This window comes from Rhizobacter koreensis (assembly GCF_013366375.1).
Classification (GTDB): Bacteria; Pseudomonadota; Gammaproteobacteria; order Burkholderiales; family Burkholderiaceae_C; genus Schlegelella_A; species Schlegelella_A koreensis.
In genome coordinates this window covers 224,870-246,658 of sequence record NZ_JABWMJ010000002.1, presented here as the reverse complement: position 1 = coordinate 246,658, position 21,789 = coordinate 224,870, and the positions used below count along the sequence as shown (strand labels likewise).

General features: G+C 71.3%; 24 protein-coding genes and 2 tRNA genes. 7 read left to right on the top strand and 19 right to left on the bottom strand.

The genetic code is table 11. The features are described from left to right. Positions 1-45: 45 nt before the first annotated feature. Together lgt and dnaQ are read left to right on the top strand one after the other, a co-directional pair. Positions 46-882 (top strand): prolipoprotein diacylglyceryl transferase, encoded by an 837-nt coding sequence (gene lgt, locus HQN59_RS05000; protein ID WP_176066718.1) that lies wholly within the window; start codon positions 46-48, stop codon positions 880-882. A 4-nt stretch (positions 883-886) separates the two neighbouring features. Next, positions 887-1,591 carry a DNA polymerase III subunit epsilon gene (gene dnaQ, locus HQN59_RS04995; protein WP_176066716.1) on the top strand — a complete coding sequence of 235 codons (705 nt, stop codon included), beginning with the start codon at positions 887-889 and terminating at the stop codon, positions 1,589-1,591. 14 nt (positions 1,592-1,605) lie between these two features. Here the strand turns inward: dnaQ and HQN59_RS04990 are convergent, their stop codons facing one another. Together HQN59_RS04990 and HQN59_RS04985 are read right to left on the bottom strand one after the other, a co-directional pair. Next, the gene (locus tag HQN59_RS04990; RefSeq protein WP_176066714.1) at positions 1,606-2,262 is read right to left on the bottom strand and encodes a PEP-CTERM sorting domain-containing protein; all 657 of its coding nucleotides are present in this window, start codon (positions 2,260-2,262) and stop codon (positions 1,606-1,608) included. A gap of 306 nt (positions 2,263-2,568) precedes the next feature. After that, complete coding sequence (locus HQN59_RS04985; RefSeq protein WP_217703848.1) at positions 2,569-4,530, bottom strand: PAS domain-containing hybrid sensor histidine kinase/response regulator; 1,962 nt, start codon at positions 4,528-4,530, stop codon at positions 2,569-2,571. A gap of 179 nt (positions 4,531-4,709) precedes the next feature. On the opposite strand from HQN59_RS04985, the gene HQN59_RS04980 reads away from it, so the two are divergent. Together HQN59_RS04980 and HQN59_RS04975 are read left to right on the top strand one after the other, a co-directional pair. Then, positions 4,710-4,784: transfer RNA gene (locus tag HQN59_RS04980), tRNA-Val, on the top strand. Between the two features lie 20 nt (positions 4,785-4,804). Then, positions 4,805-5,917 carry an NAD(P)/FAD-dependent oxidoreductase gene (locus HQN59_RS04975; protein ID WP_176066712.1) on the top strand — a complete coding sequence of 371 codons (1,113 nt, stop codon included), beginning with the start codon at positions 4,805-4,807 and terminating at the stop codon, positions 5,915-5,917. Between the two features lie 104 nt (positions 5,918-6,021). Here HQN59_RS04975 and HQN59_RS04970 read toward each other — a convergent pair whose 3' ends face one another. The 7 genes from HQN59_RS04970 to HQN59_RS04940 all read right to left on the bottom strand — a co-directional run bounded on the left by HQN59_RS04970 (position 6,022) and on the right by HQN59_RS04940 (position 11,630). Continuing rightward, complete coding sequence (locus HQN59_RS04970) at positions 6,022-6,804, bottom strand: arginyltransferase (protein ID WP_176066710.1); 783 nt, start codon at positions 6,802-6,804, stop codon at positions 6,022-6,024. Then, positions 6,805-7,569: a leucyl/phenylalanyl-tRNA--protein transferase gene (aat, locus tag HQN59_RS04965; RefSeq protein ID WP_176066708.1), complete on the bottom strand. Its 765-nt coding sequence runs from the start codon at positions 7,567-7,569 to the stop codon at positions 6,805-6,807. It lies immediately after the preceding gene. A gap of 52 nt (positions 7,570-7,621) precedes the next feature. Beyond that, the gene (locus HQN59_RS04960; RefSeq protein ID WP_176066706.1) at positions 7,622-8,608 is read right to left on the bottom strand and encodes an XdhC family protein; all 987 of its coding nucleotides are present in this window, start codon (positions 8,606-8,608) and stop codon (positions 7,622-7,624) included. Between the two features lie 109 nt (positions 8,609-8,717). Continuing rightward, the gene (locus tag HQN59_RS04955) at positions 8,718-8,870 is read right to left on the bottom strand and encodes a DUF3309 family protein (protein WP_176066704.1); all 153 of its coding nucleotides are present in this window, start codon (positions 8,868-8,870) and stop codon (positions 8,718-8,720) included. Between the two features lie 144 nt (positions 8,871-9,014). Continuing rightward, positions 9,015-9,794, bottom strand: a complete 780-nt coding sequence (locus HQN59_RS04950; protein ID WP_176066702.1) for a 3-hydroxybutyrate dehydrogenase — start codon at positions 9,792-9,794, stop codon at positions 9,015-9,017. A gap of 100 nt (positions 9,795-9,894) precedes the next feature. Further along, a complete protein-coding gene (locus tag HQN59_RS04945) occupies positions 9,895-10,656 on the bottom strand; it encodes a class II aldolase/adducin family protein (protein WP_217703901.1) in 762 nt (253 codons plus the stop codon). Between the two features lie 254 nt (positions 10,657-10,910). Further along, positions 10,911-11,630, bottom strand: coding sequence for a hypothetical protein (locus HQN59_RS04940; protein ID WP_176066700.1), 720 nt, complete (start codon positions 11,628-11,630; stop codon positions 10,911-10,913). Between the two features lie 292 nt (positions 11,631-11,922). Here HQN59_RS04940 and HQN59_RS04935 point away from each other — a divergent pair, with 292 nt between their 5' ends. Beyond that, on the top strand, positions 11,923-13,104 hold the full coding sequence (locus tag HQN59_RS04935) for a diguanylate cyclase (RefSeq protein ID WP_176066698.1): 1,182 nt from the start codon (positions 11,923-11,925) through the stop codon (positions 13,102-13,104). A gap of 108 nt (positions 13,105-13,212) precedes the next feature. Here HQN59_RS04935 and HQN59_RS04930 read toward each other — a convergent pair whose 3' ends face one another. Further along, positions 13,213-13,419 (bottom strand): hypothetical protein, encoded by a 207-nt coding sequence (locus HQN59_RS04930; RefSeq protein WP_176066696.1) that lies wholly within the window; start codon positions 13,417-13,419, stop codon positions 13,213-13,215. On the opposite strand from HQN59_RS04930, the gene HQN59_RS04925 reads away from it, so the two are divergent. Then, positions 13,418-13,636: a hypothetical protein gene (locus HQN59_RS04925; RefSeq protein ID WP_176066694.1), complete on the top strand. Its 219-nt coding sequence runs from the start codon at positions 13,418-13,420 to the stop codon at positions 13,634-13,636. The genes HQN59_RS04930 and HQN59_RS04925 overlap by 2 nt on opposite strands. Positions 13,637-13,718: 82 nt before the next feature. Continuing rightward, complete coding sequence (locus tag HQN59_RS04920; RefSeq protein WP_176066692.1) at positions 13,719-14,366, top strand: jacalin-like lectin; 648 nt, start codon at positions 13,719-13,721, stop codon at positions 14,364-14,366. Between the two features lie 44 nt (positions 14,367-14,410). Here HQN59_RS04920 and HQN59_RS04915 read toward each other — a convergent pair whose 3' ends face one another. The 9 genes from HQN59_RS04915 to HQN59_RS04875 form a co-directional block, all read right to left on the bottom strand. Further along, a complete protein-coding gene (locus HQN59_RS04915; protein ID WP_246294700.1) occupies positions 14,411-15,316 on the bottom strand; it encodes an alpha/beta fold hydrolase in 906 nt (301 codons plus the stop codon). Between the two features lie 145 nt (positions 15,317-15,461). Beyond that, positions 15,462-15,537 (bottom strand) — tRNA-Asn (locus HQN59_RS04910). An 86-nt stretch (positions 15,538-15,623) separates the two neighbouring features. Then, positions 15,624-16,709: an NAD(P)/FAD-dependent oxidoreductase gene (locus HQN59_RS04905; protein ID WP_176066690.1), complete on the bottom strand. Its 1,086-nt coding sequence runs from the start codon at positions 16,707-16,709 to the stop codon at positions 15,624-15,626. An 85-nt stretch (positions 16,710-16,794) separates the two neighbouring features. Beyond that, positions 16,795-17,118: a ferredoxin FdxA gene (gene fdxA, locus HQN59_RS04900; RefSeq protein ID WP_176066688.1), complete on the bottom strand. Its 324-nt coding sequence runs from the start codon at positions 17,116-17,118 to the stop codon at positions 16,795-16,797. A gap of 57 nt (positions 17,119-17,175) precedes the next feature. Then, the gene (gene cobA, locus HQN59_RS04895; RefSeq protein ID WP_176066686.1) at positions 17,176-18,105 is read right to left on the bottom strand and encodes a uroporphyrinogen-III C-methyltransferase; all 930 of its coding nucleotides are present in this window, start codon (positions 18,103-18,105) and stop codon (positions 17,176-17,178) included. Between the two features lie 13 nt (positions 18,106-18,118). Then, positions 18,119-19,507 (bottom strand): sulfate adenylyltransferase subunit 1, encoded by a 1,389-nt coding sequence (locus HQN59_RS04890; RefSeq protein WP_176066685.1) that lies wholly within the window; start codon positions 19,505-19,507, stop codon positions 18,119-18,121. Next, on the bottom strand, positions 19,507-20,469 hold the full coding sequence (gene cysD, locus HQN59_RS04885; protein ID WP_176066683.1) for a sulfate adenylyltransferase subunit CysD: 963 nt from the start codon (positions 20,467-20,469) through the stop codon (positions 19,507-19,509). The genes HQN59_RS04890 and cysD overlap by 1 nt, the downstream gene beginning before the upstream one ends. Beyond that, the gene (locus tag HQN59_RS04880; RefSeq protein WP_176067450.1) at positions 20,466-21,206 is read right to left on the bottom strand and encodes a phosphoadenylyl-sulfate reductase; all 741 of its coding nucleotides are present in this window, start codon (positions 21,204-21,206) and stop codon (positions 20,466-20,468) included. The genes cysD and HQN59_RS04880 overlap by 4 nt, the downstream gene beginning before the upstream one ends. 95 nt (positions 21,207-21,301) lie before the next feature. Then, positions 21,302-21,778 (bottom strand): DUF934 domain-containing protein, encoded by a 477-nt coding sequence (locus HQN59_RS04875; RefSeq protein ID WP_176066681.1) that lies wholly within the window; start codon positions 21,776-21,778, stop codon positions 21,302-21,304. Between the last annotated feature and the right edge of the window lie 11 nt (positions 21,779-21,789).

Sequence of the window (21,789 nt, the reverse complement as noted above, 5' to 3'; positions counted from 1 at the left end):
GGTGGGGCTGGGTTCACACGAAAACGCGCACCTTATCATCCGGCGATGCTGGTCCATCCGCAGTTCAACCCGGTCGCGCTCGACCTTTCGCCGATCGGCGTGCCGCTCGCGATCCACTGGTACGGCATCACGTACCTCGTCGGTTTCGGCCTGTTTCTCTATCTCGCGAACCGCCGCATCCGGCAGCCGCAGTTCGCCGCCACCGGCTGGACCCGGCGCGACGTCGAGGACCTGCTGTTCTACGGCGTGGTGGGGACGGTAATTGGCGGGCGCCTCGGCTACGTGCTGTTCTACAAGGCCGGCTACTACCTGCAGCACCCGCTCGAAGTGTTCGCGGTGTGGAAGGGCGGCATGGCGTTCCATGGCGGCCTCCTGGGGGTGCTGGTCGCAATGGCGCTCTTCGCGCGCTCGCGCAAGCGCCACTTCCTCGAGGTGTCGGACCTCGTCGCGCCGTGCGTGCCGACCGGCTTCGCCGCCGGCCGCATCGGCAACTTCATCAACGGCGAGCTGTGGGGCCGCCCGGCCGACCCGTCGCTGCCCTGGGCGATGGTGTTCCCGCAGGCTGGCGAGCCGTCGGTGCCGCGCCACCCGTCGCAGCTCTACCAGTTTGCGCTCGAGGGCATGCTGCTCTTCGTGCTGCTCTGGCTCTACGCGCGAAAGCCGCGCGCGATGGGGCAGGTATCGGGCGCGTTCCTGTTCGGCTATGGCGTGCTGCGCTTCGTCGCCGAGTACTTCCGCCAGCCGGACAGCTTCCTCGAGCCGCAGCCGCTCGGCCTCAGCCGCGGGCAGTGGCTGTGCGTGCCGATGATCCTCGCCGGGATCGCGCTCTGGCTGTGGGCGCGGCGCCGCGCCGCGGCGGCGCCGACCGCCCAGCCGGCCTGAGGTCATGCGCCAGATCTTCCTCGACACCGAGACCACCGGCCTCAGCCCCGAGTCGGGCGACCGCATCATCGAGATCGGCTGCGTCGAGCTCGTGAACCGCCGCCTCACCGGCAACAACCTGCACCTCTACGTCAACCCGCAGCGTCGCAACACCGAGGACGCGCTGAAGATCCACGGTCTCACGGACGAGTTCCTGGCGACCAAGCCGGTGTTCCGGGCGATCGTCGACGAGTTGCTCGACTACGTGCGTGGCGCCGAGATCATCATCCACAACGCGGCGTTCGACGTCGGCTTCCTCAACGAGGAGTTGAAGCGCATCGGGCGCCCGCTCTTCACCGACGTGGTCGCGCAGGTCACCGACAGCCTGCTGCTGGCGCGCGACATGTTCCCCGGCAAGTCGAACTCGCTCGACGCGCTCTGCAAGCGCTTCGAGGTCAACAACGCCAATCGCACCCTGCACGGCGCGCTGCTCGACGCGGGGCTGCTGGCCGAGGTGTACATCCGAATGACGCGCGGCCAGGAGGCGCTCGTCATCGACACCGAGGAGGGCGTCGACGGCGAGCTCGCGGTGCCGCTGATCGACCTGCGCAGCTTCGAGATCGTCGTGATCGAAGCCGACGCCGACGAGGCGCTCGCGCATGCCGCCTGGCTCGCCGACCTCGACAAGGCGAGCGGCGGGCGCACGGTCTGGCCGCGCATGGCGGCCTGACGCGCCCGCGCGGTTCAGGCGTCGCGGCGCCGGCGCCCGAGTGCCATGCCGACGAGGCCAGTGCCGAGCAGGAGCCCGGTCGCAGGTTCCGGCACCGGCGACGGCACGGGAGTGATCGAGCCGGTGCCGAGCACCACGTTGTCGAGCAGCAGTCCCATCGAATCGGCCGGCCCGGTGCTGAGAAAGCCGAGGCGCGCGCTGACCGGCCCCGCCACGTTGACGGTGCGCATGAACGTCGTGAAGTCGGCGTCGGCACCGAGGCTGAACGATTCGCTGAACAGCACCGCGCCGAAGATGCTGGTGAGGCTGACCAGCACGCTGTTGTTGCCGCGCCCGCGCTGGTCGCCGGCGAGGTCGAACTGGATCGTCACGCTGCCCGGACCGAGGTCGTACGCCGCCTTGGTGGTGAGCGACCCGTTGCCGCTGCCTTCCATGTCGAGGCACAGGCTGTTGTTGCCGGCGGCCTGGCACAGAGTGCCGAAGTAGCCGGGCCCGAGCAGGTCGATGTTGGCCGCGCTCCAGTTCGCGAAGCCGCTGTATTCGGCGCGGGCGAGGCCGCCGTTCTCGTTGTCGAACGTGTCGCTCAGCAGCACCGCGGCGTGTGCGGACGAGGCGGCGCCGGCGACGAGGGCGGCGGCGGTGGCAAGGCTGAGCAGCGAGCACTGAAGCATGGTTCCTCCGCTCGAAGCGCCGGGAGCGGCGCAGGTTTTTCTTGAGGTGAACGGCCGGCAGGCGACGCCGCGGCCGTCGCGGCGTGCAGCCGTGTTGCCGGCTGCAGCGGAAAAAATTCTCCGGTCACGACGCTCGGCGCCGCGCGCATCCTCGGGTTTGTCCGAAGCGGTTTCTGGCTGAACGGCAGCCGGCGCGCAGGGCCGGCGCGCAGCGGCGCATTGAGCCGGTGGCGAATCAGGGGAGGCTGTGCGTCGGCGCCGAGTAAAGCGCGGCCAGGGCCGCACGCACGCGCGCCGACCCGAGCGTCAGCTCGCCAAGGTCAGGCGAGGAACGCCGAGCAGCGACTTGAGCAGATCGGCGAGCCGCTCGATGTCGACCGGCTTGGTCATGTGGGCATGGAACACCGACTCGAGCGGCGTTTCGAAGCCGCTTTGTTCGGCGTAGCCCGAAACCGCGATGAACGTCGGCGCGTGCGCCATCTCGACGCGCACGCGGCGCACGACCTCGATGCCGCTGAAGCCGGGCAGGCCGATATCGAGGATCACGACCCCCAGCCGGTTTGTCTTGATCGCCTCGACCGCGCTCGGACCGTCGTGGACCGTGAGCGTCGGATAGCCGAGCACCTCGACGAGGGCCGACATCGACGCGGCCGCGTCGAGGTTGTCGTCGACGACCAGCACGCGCTGGGCGTCGTCGGGCTCGTCCGTGCGTGCGGTGTCGGGTAGCGGTGCCTGGATGGTCGGCAAGCGCACCACGAACTCGGCGCCTTCGCCCGGGATTCCGCGGCTGAACAGGCTCACCTCGCCGCCGTGCAGCACGACGATGCGGCGCACCAGCGAAAGGCCGAGGCCCAGGCCGCCGTGCGGGCGGGCGATGTCCTGGTCGCCCTGGCCGAACAATTCGAAGACCTTGGCGAGATGGCTCTCGGCGATGCCGGGACCGTTGTCGCGCACGCTGAGCTCGGCGCGGTCGCCGTGCTGCGCGAGGCGGATCTGGATGCGTCCGCCGGACGGCGTGAACTTGGCGGCGTTGTGGAGCAGGTTGCTGAGCACCTGCACGAGACGTGCGCGATCGCCGAGGACCCACGGGTCGGCGCTGCCGACATCGACCTCGATCGCGTGCTGCCTGGCCGCGACGAGCGGCTGCACCGACTCGAGCCCCTGCACGACCACTTCGCGCAGCTGAACCGGCTCGCTTTCGAGGTGGATCTTGCCGCTCGTGATGCGGCCGACGTCGAGCAGATCGTCCACGAGGCGCGTCAGCTGGGTGAGCTGGCGACCCATCATCTGGAGCGTCGGACGCAGGGCGTCGCTGGTCGCACGGTTGCGTTCGAGCAGCGCCAGGCCGTTCGAGATCGGTGCCAGCGGGTTGCGCAGCTCGTGGCCGAGCATCGCGAGAAAGGTCGTGATGCGCCGGCCTTCGTCCTCGAGCGCGGCGACGCGGCGCCGCTCGGTGAGGTCGCGCGTCACCTTGCCGAAGCCGCGGTGGCGTCCGTTGGCGTCGACCAGCTTGGTGATGACGACGCTGGCCCAGAAGCGGCTGCCATCCTTGCGCACGCGCCAGCCTTCATCCTCCATGCGGCCCTCGCGCACCGCGATCTCGAGCTCCTCCTGCGGCCAGCCGCGTGCCGCGACCTCGGGCGGATAGAACACCGAGAAGTGCTGACCGATGATCTCGGACGCCTCGTAGCCCTTGGTCTGCTGCGCACCGGTGTTCCAGCTGACGATGTAGCCGGCCGGGTCGAGCATGAAGATCGCGTAGTCCTTGACGCCTTCGACGAGGAGCCGGAAGCGCTCCTCGCTCAGGCGCAGCAGCTCGTCCTGACGCCGCCGCTCGCTGATGTCGCGCGTGATCTTCGAGAAGCCTCGCAGCTGGCCGTTCGGCAGCAGCAGCCGCGTGATGACGACGTTGGCCCAGAAGCGCGAGCCGTCCTTGCGAACGCGCCAGCCCTCGTCGGCGAAGCGCCCTTCGCGTGCCGCGGTGGCGAGCTCGATCGCCGGCGCGTCACGCTCGAGCAGTTCGGACGGATAGAACATTGACACGTGCTGCCCGATCACCTCCTCGAGCTCGAACCCCTTCATCCGGCGCGCGCCGTCGTTCCAGCTCAGCACGACCCCGCTCGGGTCGAGCAGCATGATGGCGTAGTCGCTGGCGGACTCGACCATCAGCTGATAGTCGCCGTCGGCGAGGCTGTCCAGGCGTGACGGCAGGCGCGCCGGCGGCGGCACCGGAGAGGCGGGGGTCTTCTTGCGGAAGCGCTCGAACATCCGGGGATTTTCGCCGCTCGTCGCTGTGCTCCCCGACCGACTGCCGAAAGTCCTGACCAGCGGCACCCGGGCCGGCGCGATCGACGACACATCGCCCGGCCGTTGAGTTCGCGGGGCCCCGGCCCGGCGGACCCGCCGGATCGCTGTGGCACAATCCGCCTCCTTCCGGCGCTGCTCGGGGGCGGTTAGCTCAGGGGTAGAGCACGACATTCACACTGTCGGGGTCGGGGGTTCGAAACCCTCACCGCCCACCACATCACGCACGCTGGAGCCGATGGATCGTGTCGATGCCCTGGTTGCCGGGGCTGGAGTCGTCGGCCTTGCGATCGCCCGGGCGCTTGCCGAGCGCGGCCTCGAAACCATCGTCGTCGAGCGTGAAGCGCTCATCGGCAGCGGTGTCAGTTCCCGCAACAGCGAGGTCATCCACGCCGGCCTCTACAACCCTCCCGACTGGCTGAAGACGCGTCTTTGCGTCGCCGGCCGTGAGCAGCTCTACGCCTACTGCGAGGCGGGCGGCGTGGGTCACGCGCGCTGCGGCAAGCTCGTCGTCGCCACGCTGCCGGAGCAGGTCGGCGCGTTACGCGAGATCGCCGCGCGTGCGGCCGCCAACGGCGTCGAAGGGCTCGCGTGGGTCGATGCCGCCGGCCTCGCGCGCCTCGAACCGGCGCTGCACGCCGTGGCTGCGCTGCACTCGCCCGTCACGGGCATCGTCGACTCGCACGCGCTGATGCTGGCGCTGCTCGGTGACCTCGAGCGCGCCGGCGGTTCGCTTGCGCTGCAGACGCCGGTCGAGGCCGTCGCGCGCAGCGCCGACGGCTTCGTCGTGCGGACCGGCGGCGCACAGGGTTTCGAACTCGCCACGCGCGTCTTCGTGAACGCGGCGGGGCTCGGCGCGACCGAACTGGCGACGCGCATCGAGCCGCGCTCGGCGTCGATCCCGCGCCTCTTCCTTGCCAAGGGCAACTACTTCGGGCTCGCCGGGCGCGCGCCGTTCGGTCGCCTGGTCTACCCGATCCCGGAGCCTGGCGGGCTCGGCGTGCACCTGACGCTCGATCTCGCCGGCCAAGCCCGTTTCGGGCCCGACGTCGAGTGGCTGACCGGCGACCCCGCGGCGCTCGACTATGCGGTCGATCCGGCGCGAGCCGCCCCGTTCTACCGCGCGATCCGCGCGTTCTGGCCCGATTTGCCCGACGGCGCGCTGCAGCCGTCGTACAGCGGCGTGCGGCCCAAGCTCAGCGGGCCAGGGCAGCCGGCGCGCGACTTCATGCTGCAGGGACCGGGCGAGCACGGCGTCGCCGGGCTCGTGAACCTGTTCGGGATCGAGTCGCCGGGGCTCACGGCGTGTCTTGCGATCGCCGACGCGGTGGTCGAGCGCCTGGGGATCTGAAGAGGAAGCTCCGAAGCGCCACCAGGCGGCGCTCAACCGGCGCAGACCGTCACCGTTCGCGCTGGCGAGTGCGGCTCACGCCGCTTCGCTGGCGCCGAGCGGCCTCACGCCGCGCCGCGTCGCTCGACGGCGCAGCCGGCCAGCGCCGGCTCGACCGGGCCTTCCTGCCACTCGCCGTTGACCAGCACCTCGTGCGGTGCGAACTGCGCCTTGTAGGCCATCTTCTCGCTGCCGGCGATCCAGTAGCCGAGGTAGACGTGCGGCAGGCCGAGCAGGCGGGTCTGCTCGATCTGCCACATCACGTTGTAGGTGCCGTAGCTGGTGCGCGGTTCGGGCTCGAAGAACGTGTAGACCGCCGACAGGCCATCGTTCAGGATGTCGAGGATCGAGACCATCTTGAGCGTTCCGTTGCCGTCGGGTGCGGGCTCGCGGAACTCCACGAGGCGCGAGTTGACCCGGCTCTGCAGCAGGAACTGCGTGTACTGGTCGATCGAGTCGTGGTCCATGCCGCCGCCGATGTGGCGGCCCGCCTGGTAACGGAGGTAGAGCTGGTAGTGCTCGGGCACGAAGCACAGGCGCAGCACGCGCGCCTGCAGCGACTCGTGCCGGGCCTTGGCGCGGCGCTGGCTGCGCGTGGGCTTGAAGCGGTCGACGGGGACGCGCAAGGGCAGGCACGCGCGGCAGCCGTCGCAGTACGGGCGATAGGTGAACATGCCGCTGCGCCGGAACCCGTTCGCGACCAGCCCCGAGTAGGCGTCGGCGTGGATCAGGTGGCTGGGCGTCGCAACCTGGGAGCGCGCCATGCGGCCCTCGATGTAGCTGCAGGGGTACGGCGCGGTGGCGTAGAACTGCAGCGAGGCGAGCGGTAGTTCTTTCGGGTGCGTCACTTAGCCAGCATCCAACGTCTCGGCGCTGCTGTCGATCCCGACATGGCGCCACAGCGACAAATCATAGGACCAATCCTCGATGCGCGGCAGCGCCGTCGCGCGTTGCAGACGTTCTTCGAAGGTCGTTCGCGACAGCTCGCGGGCGCCGAGCGAAGCGAGATGGCGCGTGTGCTGCTGGCAATCGATGGTGTCGACGCCGTGCTCGCGGCAAAAGCACACCAGCGCCGCGAGCGCGATCTTCGAGGCGTCGGCACGCAGCGCGAACATCGATTCGCCGAAGAACATGCGGCCGAGCGAAACGCCGTAGAGCCCGCCGGCAAGTTCGCCGTCGATCCAGGTCTCGACGCTGTGGACACGGCCGAGCCGGTGCCAGGCACGGTAGGCGGCGAGCATCTCGGGGACGATCCAGGTACCGCGCACGCCGTCGCGCGGCACGCTCGCGCACGCATCGATCACGCGGTCGAACGCGTGGTCGATGCGGACCTCGCAGGCCGGATTCGCAGCGAAGCGGCGCAGCGTCTTGCGCAACGAGCGCGAGATCTTGAACTCGGCTGTCAGCAGCACCATCCGAGGGTCGGGCGACCACCAGAGGATCGGCTGACCCGGGCTGTACCACGGGAAGATGCCGTGCGAGTAGGCCTCGGTCAGGCGCTCGGGTGTGAGCTCGCCGCCGGCGGCGAGCAGGCCGGGCGCGTCCGAATCCGAGGGGAGGGCGCGGCGCGTCGCCGGCAACGGGTCGCGCGCGTCGCGCAGCCAGTGGATCACGCGCCGCCGTTCCGCCGCGCGGGCAGATCGCGGCGCCTGCACCGGCGCTGCCTCACGGCAGCGACGCCGCGGCCGCGAGCGTGGGCTTCTTCTGCCTGAGCGCGACGCCGTTCCTCACCGCGACCACCTCGGCCAGGATCGACACTGCGATCTCGCCCGGCGTGCGGCTGCCGATGTCGAGGCCGATCGGGCCGTGCAGGCGATCGATCTCGGCCGCGCTGAGGTCGAACAGCGCCAGGCGTTCCTTGCGCTTGACGGTGTTGCCGCGCGAGCCGAGCGCGCCGACGTAGAACGCCGGCGACTTCAGCGCCTCGAGCAGCACCAGGTCGTCGAGCTTGGGATCGTGGGTGAGCGCCACCACCGCACTGTGCGGGTCGAGCTGCAGGGCGAGCGCCAGGTCGTCGGGCATCTCGGTGCTGAAGGTCGTGCCGGGGACGTTCCAGGTGAGGTGGTATTCCTCGCGCGGGTCGCAGCAGATCACGTCGAAGTCGAGCATCAGCGCCATCTGGGCGAGCGCGCGCGAGAGCTGCCCTGCGCCGACGATCAGCATGCGCCAGCGCGGCCCGAACAGGGCGCGCAGTTCGCGACCGTCGAAACTGAACGCATCGCCGCGGTGCGCCGGCTCGATCCGGACGGTGCCGGAGGCAAGGTCGAGCACCCGGGCGACGAGCTCATGGCGGGCGGTGCGCGCGAGGATCTCGTCCAGCCAGTCGGTGGCGTCGAGCGGTTCCTGGAGCAGACGCAGGTTGCCGCCGCAGGGCAGGCCGAAACGCGCCGCCTCCTCCTTGGTGACGCCGTACACGACGAGGCTCGGCCGCGCGACGCGCTCGCCGCCGCGCACCCGCTCGATGAGGTCGTCCTCGACGCAGCCGCCCGACACCGAGCCGGCGACCAGGCCGTCGTCGCGCATCGCGAGCAAGGCGCCCGGCGGGCGCGGCGCGGAGCCCCAGGTCTCGATGACGGTGACCAGCCAGACGGCGTGGCCGTCCTCGCGCCAACGCCGGGCCTGCGTCAGTACCTGAAGGTCGAGGCTGTCCATCGTGGATGCATGCGCCGCGGCGCGGGCCGGCATCGTAGCGCGGCGCGTGCTGTCGAGTGCAGGGAGATCGGGTCAGCCACTGTGCGCGGCGGGGCCATGGCGCGCGGGCTCAGATGATCCCCAGCACCAGCAGCACCACCACCACGACGAGCGCGACGCCTAGGGTGCTGCTCGGCACGAAGCCCCAGCTGCGGCTGTGACGCCAGGTCGGCAGCGTTGCGACGAGCAGCACCACGAGCACGACGAGCAGCAGGATGCCCATGAAGAAGCAGAGAGGCGCGCCACGGCGGCGCGGCGACCACAGGCGGCGCCACCCGCGACGTTACGCGCGGACGTCCGCGGCGACCGCCGAGCAACGGCGCTACGCGTTGTCGGCTGCGGAGCCGACCTCGCGTAGGCGAACCTGCTACTGCATGTACCAGCCGTGGCTCACCACCAGCGACTGGCCGGTGAGCGCGTTCGACGGGAAGGTGGCGAACAGCAGCGCGACCTCGGCGACGTCGGCGGTGGTCGTGAACTCGCCGTCGACGGTGTCCTTGAGCATCACCTTCTTGATGACGTCGTCCTCGCTGATGCCGAGCTTCTCGGCCTGCTCGGGGATCTGCTTGTCGACCAGGGGCGTGCGCACGAAGCCCGGGCAGATCACGTTGGCGCGCACGCCGTGCGCCGCGCCCTCCTTGGCGATCACCTTGGCCAGGCCGATCAGGCCGTGCTTGGCGGTCACGTACGGCGCCTTCAGCACCGAGGCGAGCTTGGAGTGCACCGACCCCATGTAGATCACGCTGCCGCCGCCGGCGCGGTACATGTGGGGCAGGCACGCCTTGGTGGTCAGGAACGCGCCGTCGAGGTGGATCGCGAGCATCTTCTTCCACTCGGCGTACGGGAATTCCTCGAGCGGATGGACGATCTGCACGCCGGCATTGCTGACGAGCACGTCGACGCCGCCCCAGGCGGCGACGACATCGGCGACGCCGCGCTCGACCGCCGCCTCGTCGGTGACGTCCATCGCCACCGCCATCGCCTGCAGGCCCTCGCGCCGCAGGTCGTCGGCGGTGGCCTGGGCGGCCGCGAGGTTGAGATCGGCGATGGCGACGCGGCCGCCTTCACGCGCGTAGCGAGCCGCGATCTCGCGGCCGATCCCGCTGGCAGCGCCGGTGACGATGCAGATCTTGTTGTCGAGCTTCATGGGTGAGGACTTTGGAGGAAGGTGAACGGTGCGCGTCGCGGACCGCGCCGATGGCGCTCGCCGGGCGCTCAGGCGCTCGACGGCGAGCGCCAGCCCTGGCTCAGCGGCGGAAGCCGGGATCGACCCGGTCGAGGCGGCGCAGTAGCCCGGGCCAGATCAGCTGGCCGAGGCCGCCCTTGGACACCTGGCGCGCCTGCTCGCCGGCGGTCGCGATGATGGAGCCGGAGACCTCCGTGAGGCGCCCGTCGGCGAGGCTGCCGCCCGCCTGCGCGCGAACCTGGATCGCGCACGTCGCCTCGAACGTGTACATCGCCTGGAACGCGTCGGCGACCGTGCGGCCGACGGTCAGCAGGCCGTGGTTACGCAGCATCAGGAAGGTCCTGCTGCCGAGGCTCGCGACGAGGCGCGGCTTCTCGTCGTCGCGCAGCGCGACGCCTTCGTAGTCGTGGTAGCCGAGGCTCGCGAGCACGAAGATCGACTGCTGCGAGATCGGCAGCACACCCGCTTTCTGCGCCGACACCGCCACGCCGTTCAGCGTATGGGTGTGCATCACGCACTGGACGTCGTGGCGCGCCGCGTGGACCGCGCTGTGGATCGTGAAGCCCGCCGGGTTGATCGGAAAACGCGTCTCCTGCAACACGTTGCCGGCGAGGTCGATCTTGACCAGGCTCGAGGCCGTGATTTCCTCGAACATCAGCCCGTACGGATTGATCAGGTAATGCTCGGTGCCCGGCACCCGGGCGGTGATGTGCGTGAAGACGAGGTCGTCCCAGTGGAAGAGCGCGACCAGCCGGTAGGCGGCGGCGAGGTCGACGCGCGTCTGCCACTCCTCGGCCGACACCTTGCCCTCGAGGCTCGGCATGTCGAGCGGACCGTCCCAGATCGTGCCCATTGCAATCACCTCCGCGCCGGAACGCCCCGGCTCGGCGACGAGTATTCCATGGGCGCGCGGGTCTTCGCGCGGCGACTCGGCATCGCGACGCGCTCGGGTGCCCATGCGGCTCGTGCCGGGGTGCTACTGACGCGCGCGCCTCCAGACGTGCAACGGCCGCCCGTATTCGTCGAGCGGCCGTGGCGCGCGCCGCACCGGCGCGTCGCCGGTGCGAACGTCGGTGCTCAATAGAGCATGTCGTCGTCGGCGTCGCGGTTCATCAGCGCGATGACACCGGCGATCGCGGCCCCGAGGGCGGCGACGGCGAGCGCCGACTTGGCGGGCTCGTTCCTGGCGTAGGAGGTCACCGCGTCGATCTGCGGCTTGATTTTGTCGACCAGCGGTGCGGCCTGGTCGCGCCAGTCCTTGACGGTCTCGCTCAGCGTGTCGAGCGCGTCGTCGGCGGCGTTGCGCGTCGTCTTCGCCGCAGAAGTCGCGCGTTCGGCCGCGGAGCTCGCCACGGCGGCGGCGCGCTCGTAGGCCTCGCTCGCGAACTGCGCCGCCTTGTCGGCCGCGCTCTGGGCGACGCGGCGCACTTCCTCGCGGCTGAAGCCGCGGCGCGACGCCTCGGTTTCCATGCTGTCGCGGATGTCGTCGAGGTCGATGCTGTCGCGCAGGTCACGCAGATCGTCGGCGTCGATGCCGCGCCGGCTCGGTCGTGCCGCGAGCGTCACCACCCCCATCAGCGCGGCGCCGCACGCGGCGGCCATCAGCATCGTCTTCACCGGCTGGGCTCGTACGTACTCGGCGGCCATGTCGAGCTGCGGGCGCAGCTTGTCGAACACTTCGGTGGTCTGCGCCTGCAGTTGCTTGGCGGCGTCCGCCAGACGTTCGGTGGCGGCAGCGCCGCCGTTCGAGTCGTCGGCGTCGTCGGAGGGTCCGGTCGAGTTGTTGTCCTGGTTCATGGCGCTCCCGCGGTTGGTTGAGAGATCACCCCGAGATTGCCCGTCCTTCGCGCCCCTCACGAGCGGAAGGCCTCGCGAGCGTGTGTCGGAAAGCGGGGTACCCGAGGGTCGGACGATTCTGCGGCGCAACCCTCGACCTTCCCAACGGGTAACCGCAAACGCACGTCTCCAACCGGTGCGGCGAGCCGATCCGCATCGCCACCGCCGCCGGCGTGACGGAAGGCGCAGCGTTGGATCGGACGAACCCGCGCGGGAGCGGAACAATCGCGGTTTCGCCCCTGGAAGAGGTCGGGTGTACCTGGATGTAGGCAGTTTGCTGACGCTGATGCTCGTCAGCGTGCTCGCGACCGCTGCGGCGGTCGCGGCGGTGATGGGCTTCGCGGCCGGCACGGCGGCGCGATGGGTGGTCGCCGCCGGACTCGTCCACGCCGCTGCATGGGGCTCGTTCCTGCTCGCCGCGCCCATTCACGACCGCGGGTTCTCGACCCTGTGGATCGGCCTGCTGGGCGTCAGCTTCGCGTGCATGTGGCGCGCGGTCTGCTGCTGGACCGGCCGCCAGCCGTGCAAGCGAGTCCTCGCCGCGACGCTGGTCCTCACGCCGCTGGGATACGGCCTCGGGTTCGAGAACTACCCCTTTCGTGTCGGCTGGAGCAATGCCGGGCTCTGCATCGCGATGGCGCTTGTCTGCGTCGCTGCCCTGCAGCGCGCGCCGCACGTCGGCAGGCGCTGGCGCGGCGTTCTGGTCGCAGGCCTCGGGCCGCTCGCCGCGATCACGCTGGCGCGCGGCATCCTCGGCGCCTTCTTCACCGCGTCCTACCCCGAGCTGCGCACGCCGCACCCGGTGAACGTGGCCGGGGCGTTGCTCGGCCACGTCGCGCTTGCGCTCACCACGCTCGCGTTCTGCCTCGGCTGGCGCGAGGAGACCGAGAACGCGCTGCGCGCGCGTGCCGACACCGATCCTCTGACCGGGCTGCTGAACCGGCGCGCCTGGCTCGAGCGCGCCGAGCAGATGCTGTCGGCGGCGCGCCGCTACGGCGAGTCGGTGGCGCTGCTGCTGCTCGACGTCGACCACTTCAAGCGGCTCAACGACACCCTCGGGCACCAGGCCGGCGACGAGGCGTTGACCGCCATCGGCCGCACGCTCGCGCGCGAGATCCGCGCCGGCGACCTGGCATGCCGCTGGGGTGGCGAGGAGTTCTGCGTGCTGGTGCGCCATGCCGCGGCGGCCGAAGGGCGACTCGCCGATGCACGCCTGCGGCGCTCGATGGCGCGCGAGTTCGCCGGCACGCCCGACCGCGCGGTGACGTTCAGCAGCGGGCTCGCGGTGTTCGGGCCCGAACTCGGGACGATCGCCGAGCTGATCCGCAGCGCCGACGCGGCGCTCTACCGTGCCAAGGCGCTCGGCCGAGGGCGGCTGATCGCAGCGGACACCCCGGCCGCTGGCATCGCCGAGCCGGAGCTGGCCGCCGCCTGAGTCGCGTGCGGGTGGGCGCGGTCACCGGCGGCGCGAGCCCCTCCGGTGCCGGGTCGATCGATCCTGGAAGAGCGCTGCGCCGACCTCGGTGCGCCGCGGCTCGAGCGGTCAGACCAGTTCCAGAATGCTCCGCAGCTGAGCCGCGATCTCGCGCAGGTGGGGATCGGGGTTGGCTTCCTGCATTCCCTCGTCGTCGACGCTGTTCGCGGCCGCCTTGAGCTCGGCACGGGTCGATTCGGGCAGCAGCCGCGCGATCGCCTGCAGCACGATGCCGTGTGCGATCAACCGGGCCTCAAGGTGTTGGATCTTGTCCATGAATACCGTTCAGGGTAAGGGCGACGACGTCCAGCTTCATCAACGAGCGCGCCGGCAGGCCGTTGACCCGCGTTGCGCCGTCGTGATTGTCACCGGCACTCCGCTTGCCCGCTCGGCCGCTCACTGCACGGGAGTCGAAATGCGCAAGTGGATCTTCCTGTTGATCGGCCGCTTCCTGTGGAAGCAGTTCCGGCGCCGAGGACGGCGCGTGCGCTGAGAGCGCGGCAACGCACCTTTTGGTGACCGGCGCGAGCCGGCGATGCGCAGGCCAAGGTCATCGATGTGCTGCAATCGACGTCATGGCCACGATCGAACGATCCCTGTGCACGAACGATTGCCCCGGCACACCCGGCGCCAGCCCCTGCACCCGCGATCGGCGGTGCCGGCTCGCCGGCGCGCTGCTCGCTGCCGCCGTGCTGGCGGCACTTGGCGCCACGCCCGCGGCGCGGGCGATGCAGGCCACGCGCATTCTCGGGGGTCCGGGCGGCGAGCCGTTCGCCGACCGACCGCCGCCCGACGTTCAGCTGGTGGCGGTCGTGATCCGGGCCGGCGCCAGCGTCGACGCGGTCGCCCCGGTCCTGCGACGGGGCGACGGCACGCCGTTCACGGTGTCGCTGCACGGTGGACTGGGCGGCGACGTCAACACGTTCCGCCTGGACAAGGGCGAGCGTCTCACGGCGATGAGCGTGTGGGCGAGCCGTTCGACGATCGAGGCGATCCAGTTCGAGACCAGCGTCAAGCGCTCGCGCATCTACGGCACGCCCAAGAGCGAGTCGTTCCGGGTGACGGTGCCGACGGGTCATAGCGCGGTCGGGTTCGTCGGCCGCTCGGGCGCGCAGCTGAACGCGATCGGCTTCGCGCTGCAGCCCGACTGGGCGTTGCCGCGCGCCAACCCCATCACCGGGTTCGGACCGGGCGGCACGCTGCGGCCGCTGCCGACGCGCTGAGCGGCGGAGCACGGTCCATCCGGCGCTGAACGCGCCGCGCTGGGTCAGGCTCCGGAGCCTGTCGCCGGCGCCGGCGCTGCGTCCAGCGGGCGCGCGAGAACCTCCGCGAGCGCCGCGTCGAACGCCTCGGCGGCCTCGAACTGCACCCAGTGCCCGGCGCCCGCGATCAGCGTCAGCGATTCGAAGCGCGGCGCCCTCGCGAGCGCGGGCTCGAGGATCTCCATGCGGCCGCGATAGAGGACGTCGTGCGCGCCCCAGATGCCGGCGACCGGGCAGCGCACATGGGGCAGCGTGCGCAGCAGCACATCGGTCTGCGAGAGCCGACGCCGCTTCATGCGATCGCGCGCCAGGTTGCTCGCGTGGACGTCGAGCGCAAGACGGTCGAGCGACGCCTCGTCGTGCAGCATCAGCACGCGCAGGTTGTGGCGATGAATGGCGTCGAGCTCGGGCCCCGGCGGCAGGCCGCCCCACGAGCGCAGGCCGGGTGGCCGCGTGCGCTGGGTGCTGAGCGCAGGGGCGCCGACCAGCACCAGCCGGCGCACCCGCTCCGGGCGTTGCTCGGCCACGAAAGTGCCCACCATCGCGCCGAACGAGAAGCCGACGAGATCGCAGGGCGTGTCGCCCAGCAGCTCATCGAGCCCTTGCGCGACCCACGGCGGCAGCGCGTCGGCGTCGCCGCCCGCGGGCGGTCGCGCCGAGTCGCCGAAGCCGGGCAGGTCGGGGATCCACACCCGGCGACCGGCGTCGACCAGTGCCGTGATGTTGCGCACCCAGTGCGTCCAGCTTCCCGAGCCGCCGTGCAGCAGCACGACCGGCGGTCCGTCGCCGCCCCACACGTGCCAGACCATCGCGCCATCGCCGCACGGTGTTTTGCGTCGACCTGCGGCGGCGTCGAGCGCGCGCACGTCGTCGAAGCTGCGGATCGAGCGCGGGAGCGAAGGCTGGTCCATGCAGGAAGTAAAGCGCTTGCCGAAGGCGCGCTGCGCGCCGGGTGAAGCAGACCGGCGTGAGCACGGGCGCGCCAGTCGGCCGGCGACGGGTCCGGTTCACCAAAGGAAAAGGGGTCGCGCCTCGCAACGCGACCCCTTCATGTCTTGGCTCCCCGACCTGGGCTCGAACCAGGGACCTACGGATTAACAGTCCGGCGCTCTACCGACTGAGCTATCGAGGAACAGCCTCGCAGTATAGCAGCGTTCCAGAGCCCTGCGGCCGCGTGTGAGCCTGCGTCACGCGTCCGAGGCCCGCGGATCACCCGGGTCAGGCCGGCGGGTCTCGGGGTCGCTCGCCGTCGGCGCCGTCGACGCCGAGCAGGCGGTGCAGCCGCGGGCTCGTCGTCGTGTACTGCAGCGGCAGCGCGCGGTCGGGGTGGACGATCGCGGCGGCGGCGAACGCGGCGAGCGTCGCCTCGTGAAAGCCCGACACGATGAGCTTGCGCTTGCCGGGGTAGGTGTTGATGTCGCCGACCGCGAAGATGCCCGGCGTCGTCGATTGGAAGCGCTCGGTGTCGACCGTGACCTGCTTGCGCTGGATGCCGAGGCCCCAGTCGGCGATCGGCCCGAGCTTGGGGCTCACGCCGAGCGCGATCACCAGCGTGTCGAACGCGATCCAGGCGTCGCCGCCGTCGGGCAGCAGCGCCTCGAGCGCGACCAGGCGGTCGCCCGCCTCGACGAGGCCGTTGGGCTGGCCGACGACGACGCGAATGCGGCGCGCCTGGCGCAGTTCGGCGAGGCGGGCGAGCGGCTCGGGCCCGGCGCTGAAGTCGTCGCGTCGATGCATCAGCACGATTTCGGCGGGGCGGTTCCCCGAATCGCTCGCGAGCGACGTCGCCAGCTCGACGGCATCGACGCCGCCGCCGGCGATCAGCACGCGCTGGCCGGCGAGGTGCGCGGCGTCGGGCCGACGGTAAAAGACCTGGCTGCCGCGATGCCGGTCCAGCCCTTCGAGCTTGAGCGTGCGCGGCTGGAACGAACCGGCGCCGCCGGCGACGATCACGGCCGTGGCGACGAAGCGCGTGCCGGCGGAGGTCTCGACGTCGAAGCGCCCGTCGCCGCGCACCGCGACGCGATCGACCTGCTGGCCCAGGTGCAGCGGCGCCGTGAACGGCGCGATCTGCGTGACGAGCCGCTCGATCAGCTCGCGCCCGGTCGCGACCGGCAGCCCGGGAACGTCGTAGATGGGCTTGTCGGCGTAGAGCTCGATGCACTGGCCGCCGACGAACGGCAGCGTGTCCACGACGTGCGCGCGCACCTCGAGGAGCCCGAGCTGGAACACCTGGAACAGGCCGACCGGGCCGGCGCCGACGATCAACGCGTCGGTCTCGATCGGCGCGTGCGGCTCGCTCATGATCGGGTGAGCGGCGTCGGTTCGCCGGCGGCGATGGTTCGCAGGGTGCCGCGCGCGATGACGAAATGCGGCGCCGGGAACGCGCTCAGCGGATCAGCTCGTCGAGCTTGCCGGTGCGGTCCTTCCACTCCTCGGCGTCCGGCAGCGGCTCCTTGCGGCGCGTGATGCTCTTCCAGTTCTTCGCGAGGTCGGCGTTGAGCTTGATCATGTGCTGCTGGTCGCCGGGAACGTCTTCCTCCGAGACGATCGCGTTGACCGGGCACTCCGGGATGCAGACCGCGCAGTCGATGCACTCGTCCGGGTCGATCGTCAGGAAGTTCGGGCCTTCGCGGAAGCAGTCGACCGGGCACACATCGACGCAGTCGGTGTACTTGCAGCGAATGCACGATTCGAGAACGACGTGGGTCATGGCAGGCGAAAGTGGCGCGGGCGCGCGGGCGGGATGCGCGCGGCGAAGCCCGCGATTTTAGGGCTTCGGCTGAATCGGCGGCGGCGCCACGTCGGCAAGGCCGGTGCAAGCGCAGTCGGGCGCCGCCGGGTCGGTCGACTCGCCGGGGGCGCCGTCGGTGCCGGCGCTCGCCTGCGCGGGCGCTGCCGTGTCGGCGCGACACCCGGTCGAAAGCGCGCGCGCTTCGTCTTCAGGCTCCGAGGCCGTCGAGCCGGGGCTCGCGCTCACGAGCGCCGCGCCGGCGCCGACGGTCACCACGGTCGGCCGGCCGGCATGCAGCACGGTCGCCTGGCCGAGCGACTCGACCGTGTGGTCGCTCTGCAACTGGTCGGGCCAGCCTGCGCGGGAGACCACGCAGGCGGGTGTGTCGGCCGGCCAGCCCGCCGCCGTCAGGCGACGCGAGAGCGCGGCGAGCTGACGCCCCGCCATGTAGAAGACCTGGGTGTCGGCGCCGCGCGAGGCGACGAGGCCGCGGTCGTGCGTCATCGCGGTCGCGAGGCTGACGCTGCGGCCGACGCCGCGACGCGTCAGCGGGCGCCGCGTCGCGGCGGCGGCGGCCAGCGCGGCGGTCACGCCCGGCACCACCTCGCATTCGATGCCGACGCTCGTCACCGCAGCGAGCTCTTCCTCGAGCCGACCGAAGATGCTCGGGTCGCCGCCCTTAAGGCGCACGACGACGCCGGCGCTCTGCGCGTGCTTGACGAGGAGGGCGTTGATCGTGTCCTGGCCCGTGTCGACCGCGCCGGCGCCGGGCGGTGCGCAGTGGCGACCGGTGAGCCCGCGCTTGCCGACGTCGATCCAGCGCGCCTGCGGTGCGAGTGCGCGCAGCGCCTGGTCGGTGAGGGCGTCGTGCAGCACGACGTCGGCCTCGGCGAGGCGGCGCGCGCCGCGCAGCGTGATCAGGTCGGCCTCGCCGGGGCCCGCGCCGATGAAGATCACGCGTCCCATGGCCCGGCGGCTCTCAGGCAGCTTCGACCAGCAAGGCGCCGCTGGTCCGGTTCTGCGTCGGGTCGACGACGATCAGCGCGCCGCCGACGCGGTTGTCGCGGTACGGCTCGAGCGGCAGCGGCTGCTGCGTCTCGATCGTGACGCGGCCGATCTCGTTGACGCCGAGCTCGTGCGCGTCGGTCGCCGCGAGCGAGTGGATGTCGAGGCGGCTGTCGATCGACGCGATGCGCGCCTGCACCCATCGGTTGCCGTGACGCACCTGGTACTTGCGGCCGACCACCGCCGGCTCGGTGTCGAGCCAGGCGAGGGTCGCCGAGAAGCGCTGCGTGCCGCGCTCGGCCGCCGGGCTCGCCAGCCAGTCGCCGCGCGAGACGTCGAGCTCGCGGTCGAGCACGATGCCCGCGGAGCGGCCGGCACTCGCCACGTCGACCGGCTCGCCGGCGCACAGCACCTCGGCGACCAGCGCCCGTTCACCGCTCGGGAACACCTGCACCGCGTCGCCGGCGCGCACGCTGCCGTGGGCGATGCGGCCCCAGAACGTTCGGCGACCATCCGCCGCCCCGGCCGGTGCCGCGCCCTGGCTGCGCTGCACGTACTGCACCGGCAGCGAGAACGCGCCGTGGGTGCGCTCCTGCGACGCCGGCAGCGCCTCGAGCACCTGCAGGAGGCTGGGACCGGCGCTGCCGTCGGCGGCGCGGTACCACGGCGCGTCCAGGCGCCGCGTCACGTTGTCGCCGCGCAGCGCGGATACCGGGACGATCGCCGCGATGGCGATGCCGGCGGCGCGCGCGAACGCGTCGACCGCGTCGCGCACCGCCTCGAACGCTGCACCGGCGTCGTCGACCGCGTCGATCTTGTTGACCGCGAACACGATGCTCGGCACCCGCAGCAGGTGGGCGAGCAGGGCGTGGCGGCGCGTCTGCGGCAGCAGCGTCAGCGGGCGCGGCGCGTCGAGGTCGAGCTTGGTGATGTCGATCAGCACCACGGCGGCGTCGCTGCCGGCGGCGGCCGTGACCATGTTGCGCGTGTACTGCTCGTGGCCGGGCGCATCGGCGATGATGAACTTGCGGCGCCGCGTCGCGAAGTAGCGGTACGCGACGTCGATGGTGATGCCCTGTTCGCGCTCGGCCTCGAGGCCGTCGGTGAGCAGCGACAGGTCGATCGGCGCTCCGGCGGCGCGGCGCTCGAGCGCGTCGAGCTGGTCGGCGAGGATCGCCTGGCTGTCGACCAGCAGGCGCCCGATCAGCGTGCTCTTGCCGTCGTCGACCGAGCCGGCGGTGAGGAAGCGCAGCGCGCGGTGGTCGGCCGGCGCGTCGACGACGTGCGCGGCGCGCGGCGGGCTCGCGTGCCCGGCGTCATCGGCGGTGCGCTCGAGAGGCGCGGAGGTCGTTGCGTCGAACATCAGAAATAGCCTTCCTTCTTGCGCCGTTCCATCGACGCGTCGGATGTGCGGTCGTCCATGCGGGTCGCGCCACGCTCGCTCACGGTGACATGCAAGGTTTCTGCCACCACCTCGGCCGCGTTCGCGGCGTCGCTCTCGACCGGGCAGGTGCAGGTCATGTCGCCGACGGTGCGAAAGCGCACCTCGACCGTCTCGACGGTCTCGCTCGCGTCGGGCGGGGTCACGTCGGTCACCGGCACCAGCAGGCCCTTGCGGCGGATCACGGGACGCGGGTGCGCGTAGTAGAGGCTCGGCAGCGGGATGTTCTCGCGCGCGATGTAGAGCCAGACGTCGAGCTCGGTCCAGTTGCTGATCGGGAACGCGCGCATGTGCTCGCCCGGCTTGATGCGCGTGTTGAACAGCGTCCAGAGCTCGGGGCGCTGCTCCTTCGGCTGCCACTGCCCGAAGCTGTCGCGGTGCGAGAAGATGCGCTCCTTCGCACGCGCCTTCTCCTCGTCGCGGCGCGCGCCGCCGAGCAGCGCGTCGAAGCGGTGCTCCTCGATCGCCTCGAGCAGCGCCACCGTCTGGTGGCCGTTGCGCGACTCGAGCGGGTGCGCCAGGCGCACGGTGCCGCGCCGGATCGAATCTTCCACGTGGCCGACCACGAGACGCTCGCCCATCTCGGCGACGCGGCGGTCGCGAAACTCGATCACCTCGGGGAAGTTGTGGCCCGTGTCGACGTGCAGCAGCGGGAACGGGAGCTTGCCGGCATAGCTGTCGGTGCCCGGGATGCGGCGCTTGAACGCCTTCTCGGCGAGCCTGAGCACCACGCACGAGTCCTTGCCGCCGGAGAACAGCAGCGCCGGGCGCTCGAACGCCGCGGCCGTTTCCCGCAGGATGAATATCGCCTCCTCCTCGAGCCAGTCGAGGTGGGTGTGGTCGAGCTCGGGCAGCAGCTGGCGGGTGGTCAGGGGGGCGTTCATGCCGGGGCTCCGGGGGGGAATACGACGGGGTCTTCGTGGCTGGCGTGGAGACCACACTCCTTCGCCTTCTCGTCCTCCCACCACCACCGGCCGGCGCGGAAGTCCTCGCCGACGGCGATCGCGCGGGTGCACGGCGCGCATCCGATGCTGGGAAAGAACTGGTCGTGGAGCGGGTTGTAGGGCACGTCGTTCCGGGCGATGTAGTGCCAGACGTCGTTCCAGGTCCACTCGGCGAGCGGGTTGACCTTGGCGCGGCCGTTGTCGTCGCGCTCGACGAACTCGACGCTGCCGCGGTTCGTCGACTGCTCGCGGCGCAGGCCCGTGATCCACGCATCGCGGCCGTTCAGCATGCGGGCGAGCGGCTCGAGCTTGCGGATGCCGCAGCACGCCTTGCGCAGCGCGATGCTGTCGCGCATGGCGAGCTCGCCGTTGCGGCGCACGAACTCGATCGCGACCTCGGCGACCGGCCGGTACACCTCGACTCGGACGCCGTAACGCGCTTCGATGCGCCCGATCAGCGCCAACGTCTCGGCGTGCAGCATGCCGGTCTCGAGCGTCGCCAGCGCGATTTCGAGGCCGTGCCGCACGATGAGGTCGGTCAGCACCATGTCCTCGGCGCCGAGGCTGGTCGCCTGGACGATGCGCCCGGCGTGCTCGCGCGCGGCGTCGCGCAGCACCTCGAGCGTGCGCGCGACCTTCTCGTCGAAGCCGGCGCTCGGCCGGCCGTAAAGCGCCATGGCCGAGCTGGCCGTTTCTGCGACACCCGCGCCGAAGCGCAGCGGCTGCGCCGCGCCGACCGCCGCCACGTCGACCTCGCCGAACGCCGTCACGCTCACGCGGCGGCCCGGGCGAACAGCGGACGCGGCTCGATGACGTCGCCCTGGTAGTGGCCGCTGAAGTGGGTGAGCACGCGCTCGGCGGCGGCCTGCGACTGGCCGGCGCGCATCTGCAGCGCGTCGAAGCCGGTGCGCTTGAGGAGCGGCACCATGTCGACCAGCACGTCGCCGGTCGCGCGCACCTGGCCGGTGAAGCGCAGGCGCACACGCAGCAGACGCGCCTGCGTATAGGCGCGGCCGTCGGTCCACTTCGGAAAGGACAGGGCGACGAGGCCGATGCGGTCGAGGTCGTCAGCGAGGGTTTCGATGTCGACGTCGTTCGGCACCGCGACGCCGACCGGCACGTCGGCCGGCCAGCGCTCGCGCAGCACCTGCCAGTCGGCGAGCTCGAGCAGCTGGTAGGCGCCCGGCTCGGCGTCGCTGCCGGCGCTGCGCGACACCCAGCGGTCGGTGGCGGAATCGATGAAATGCATGTCGGGAGCGT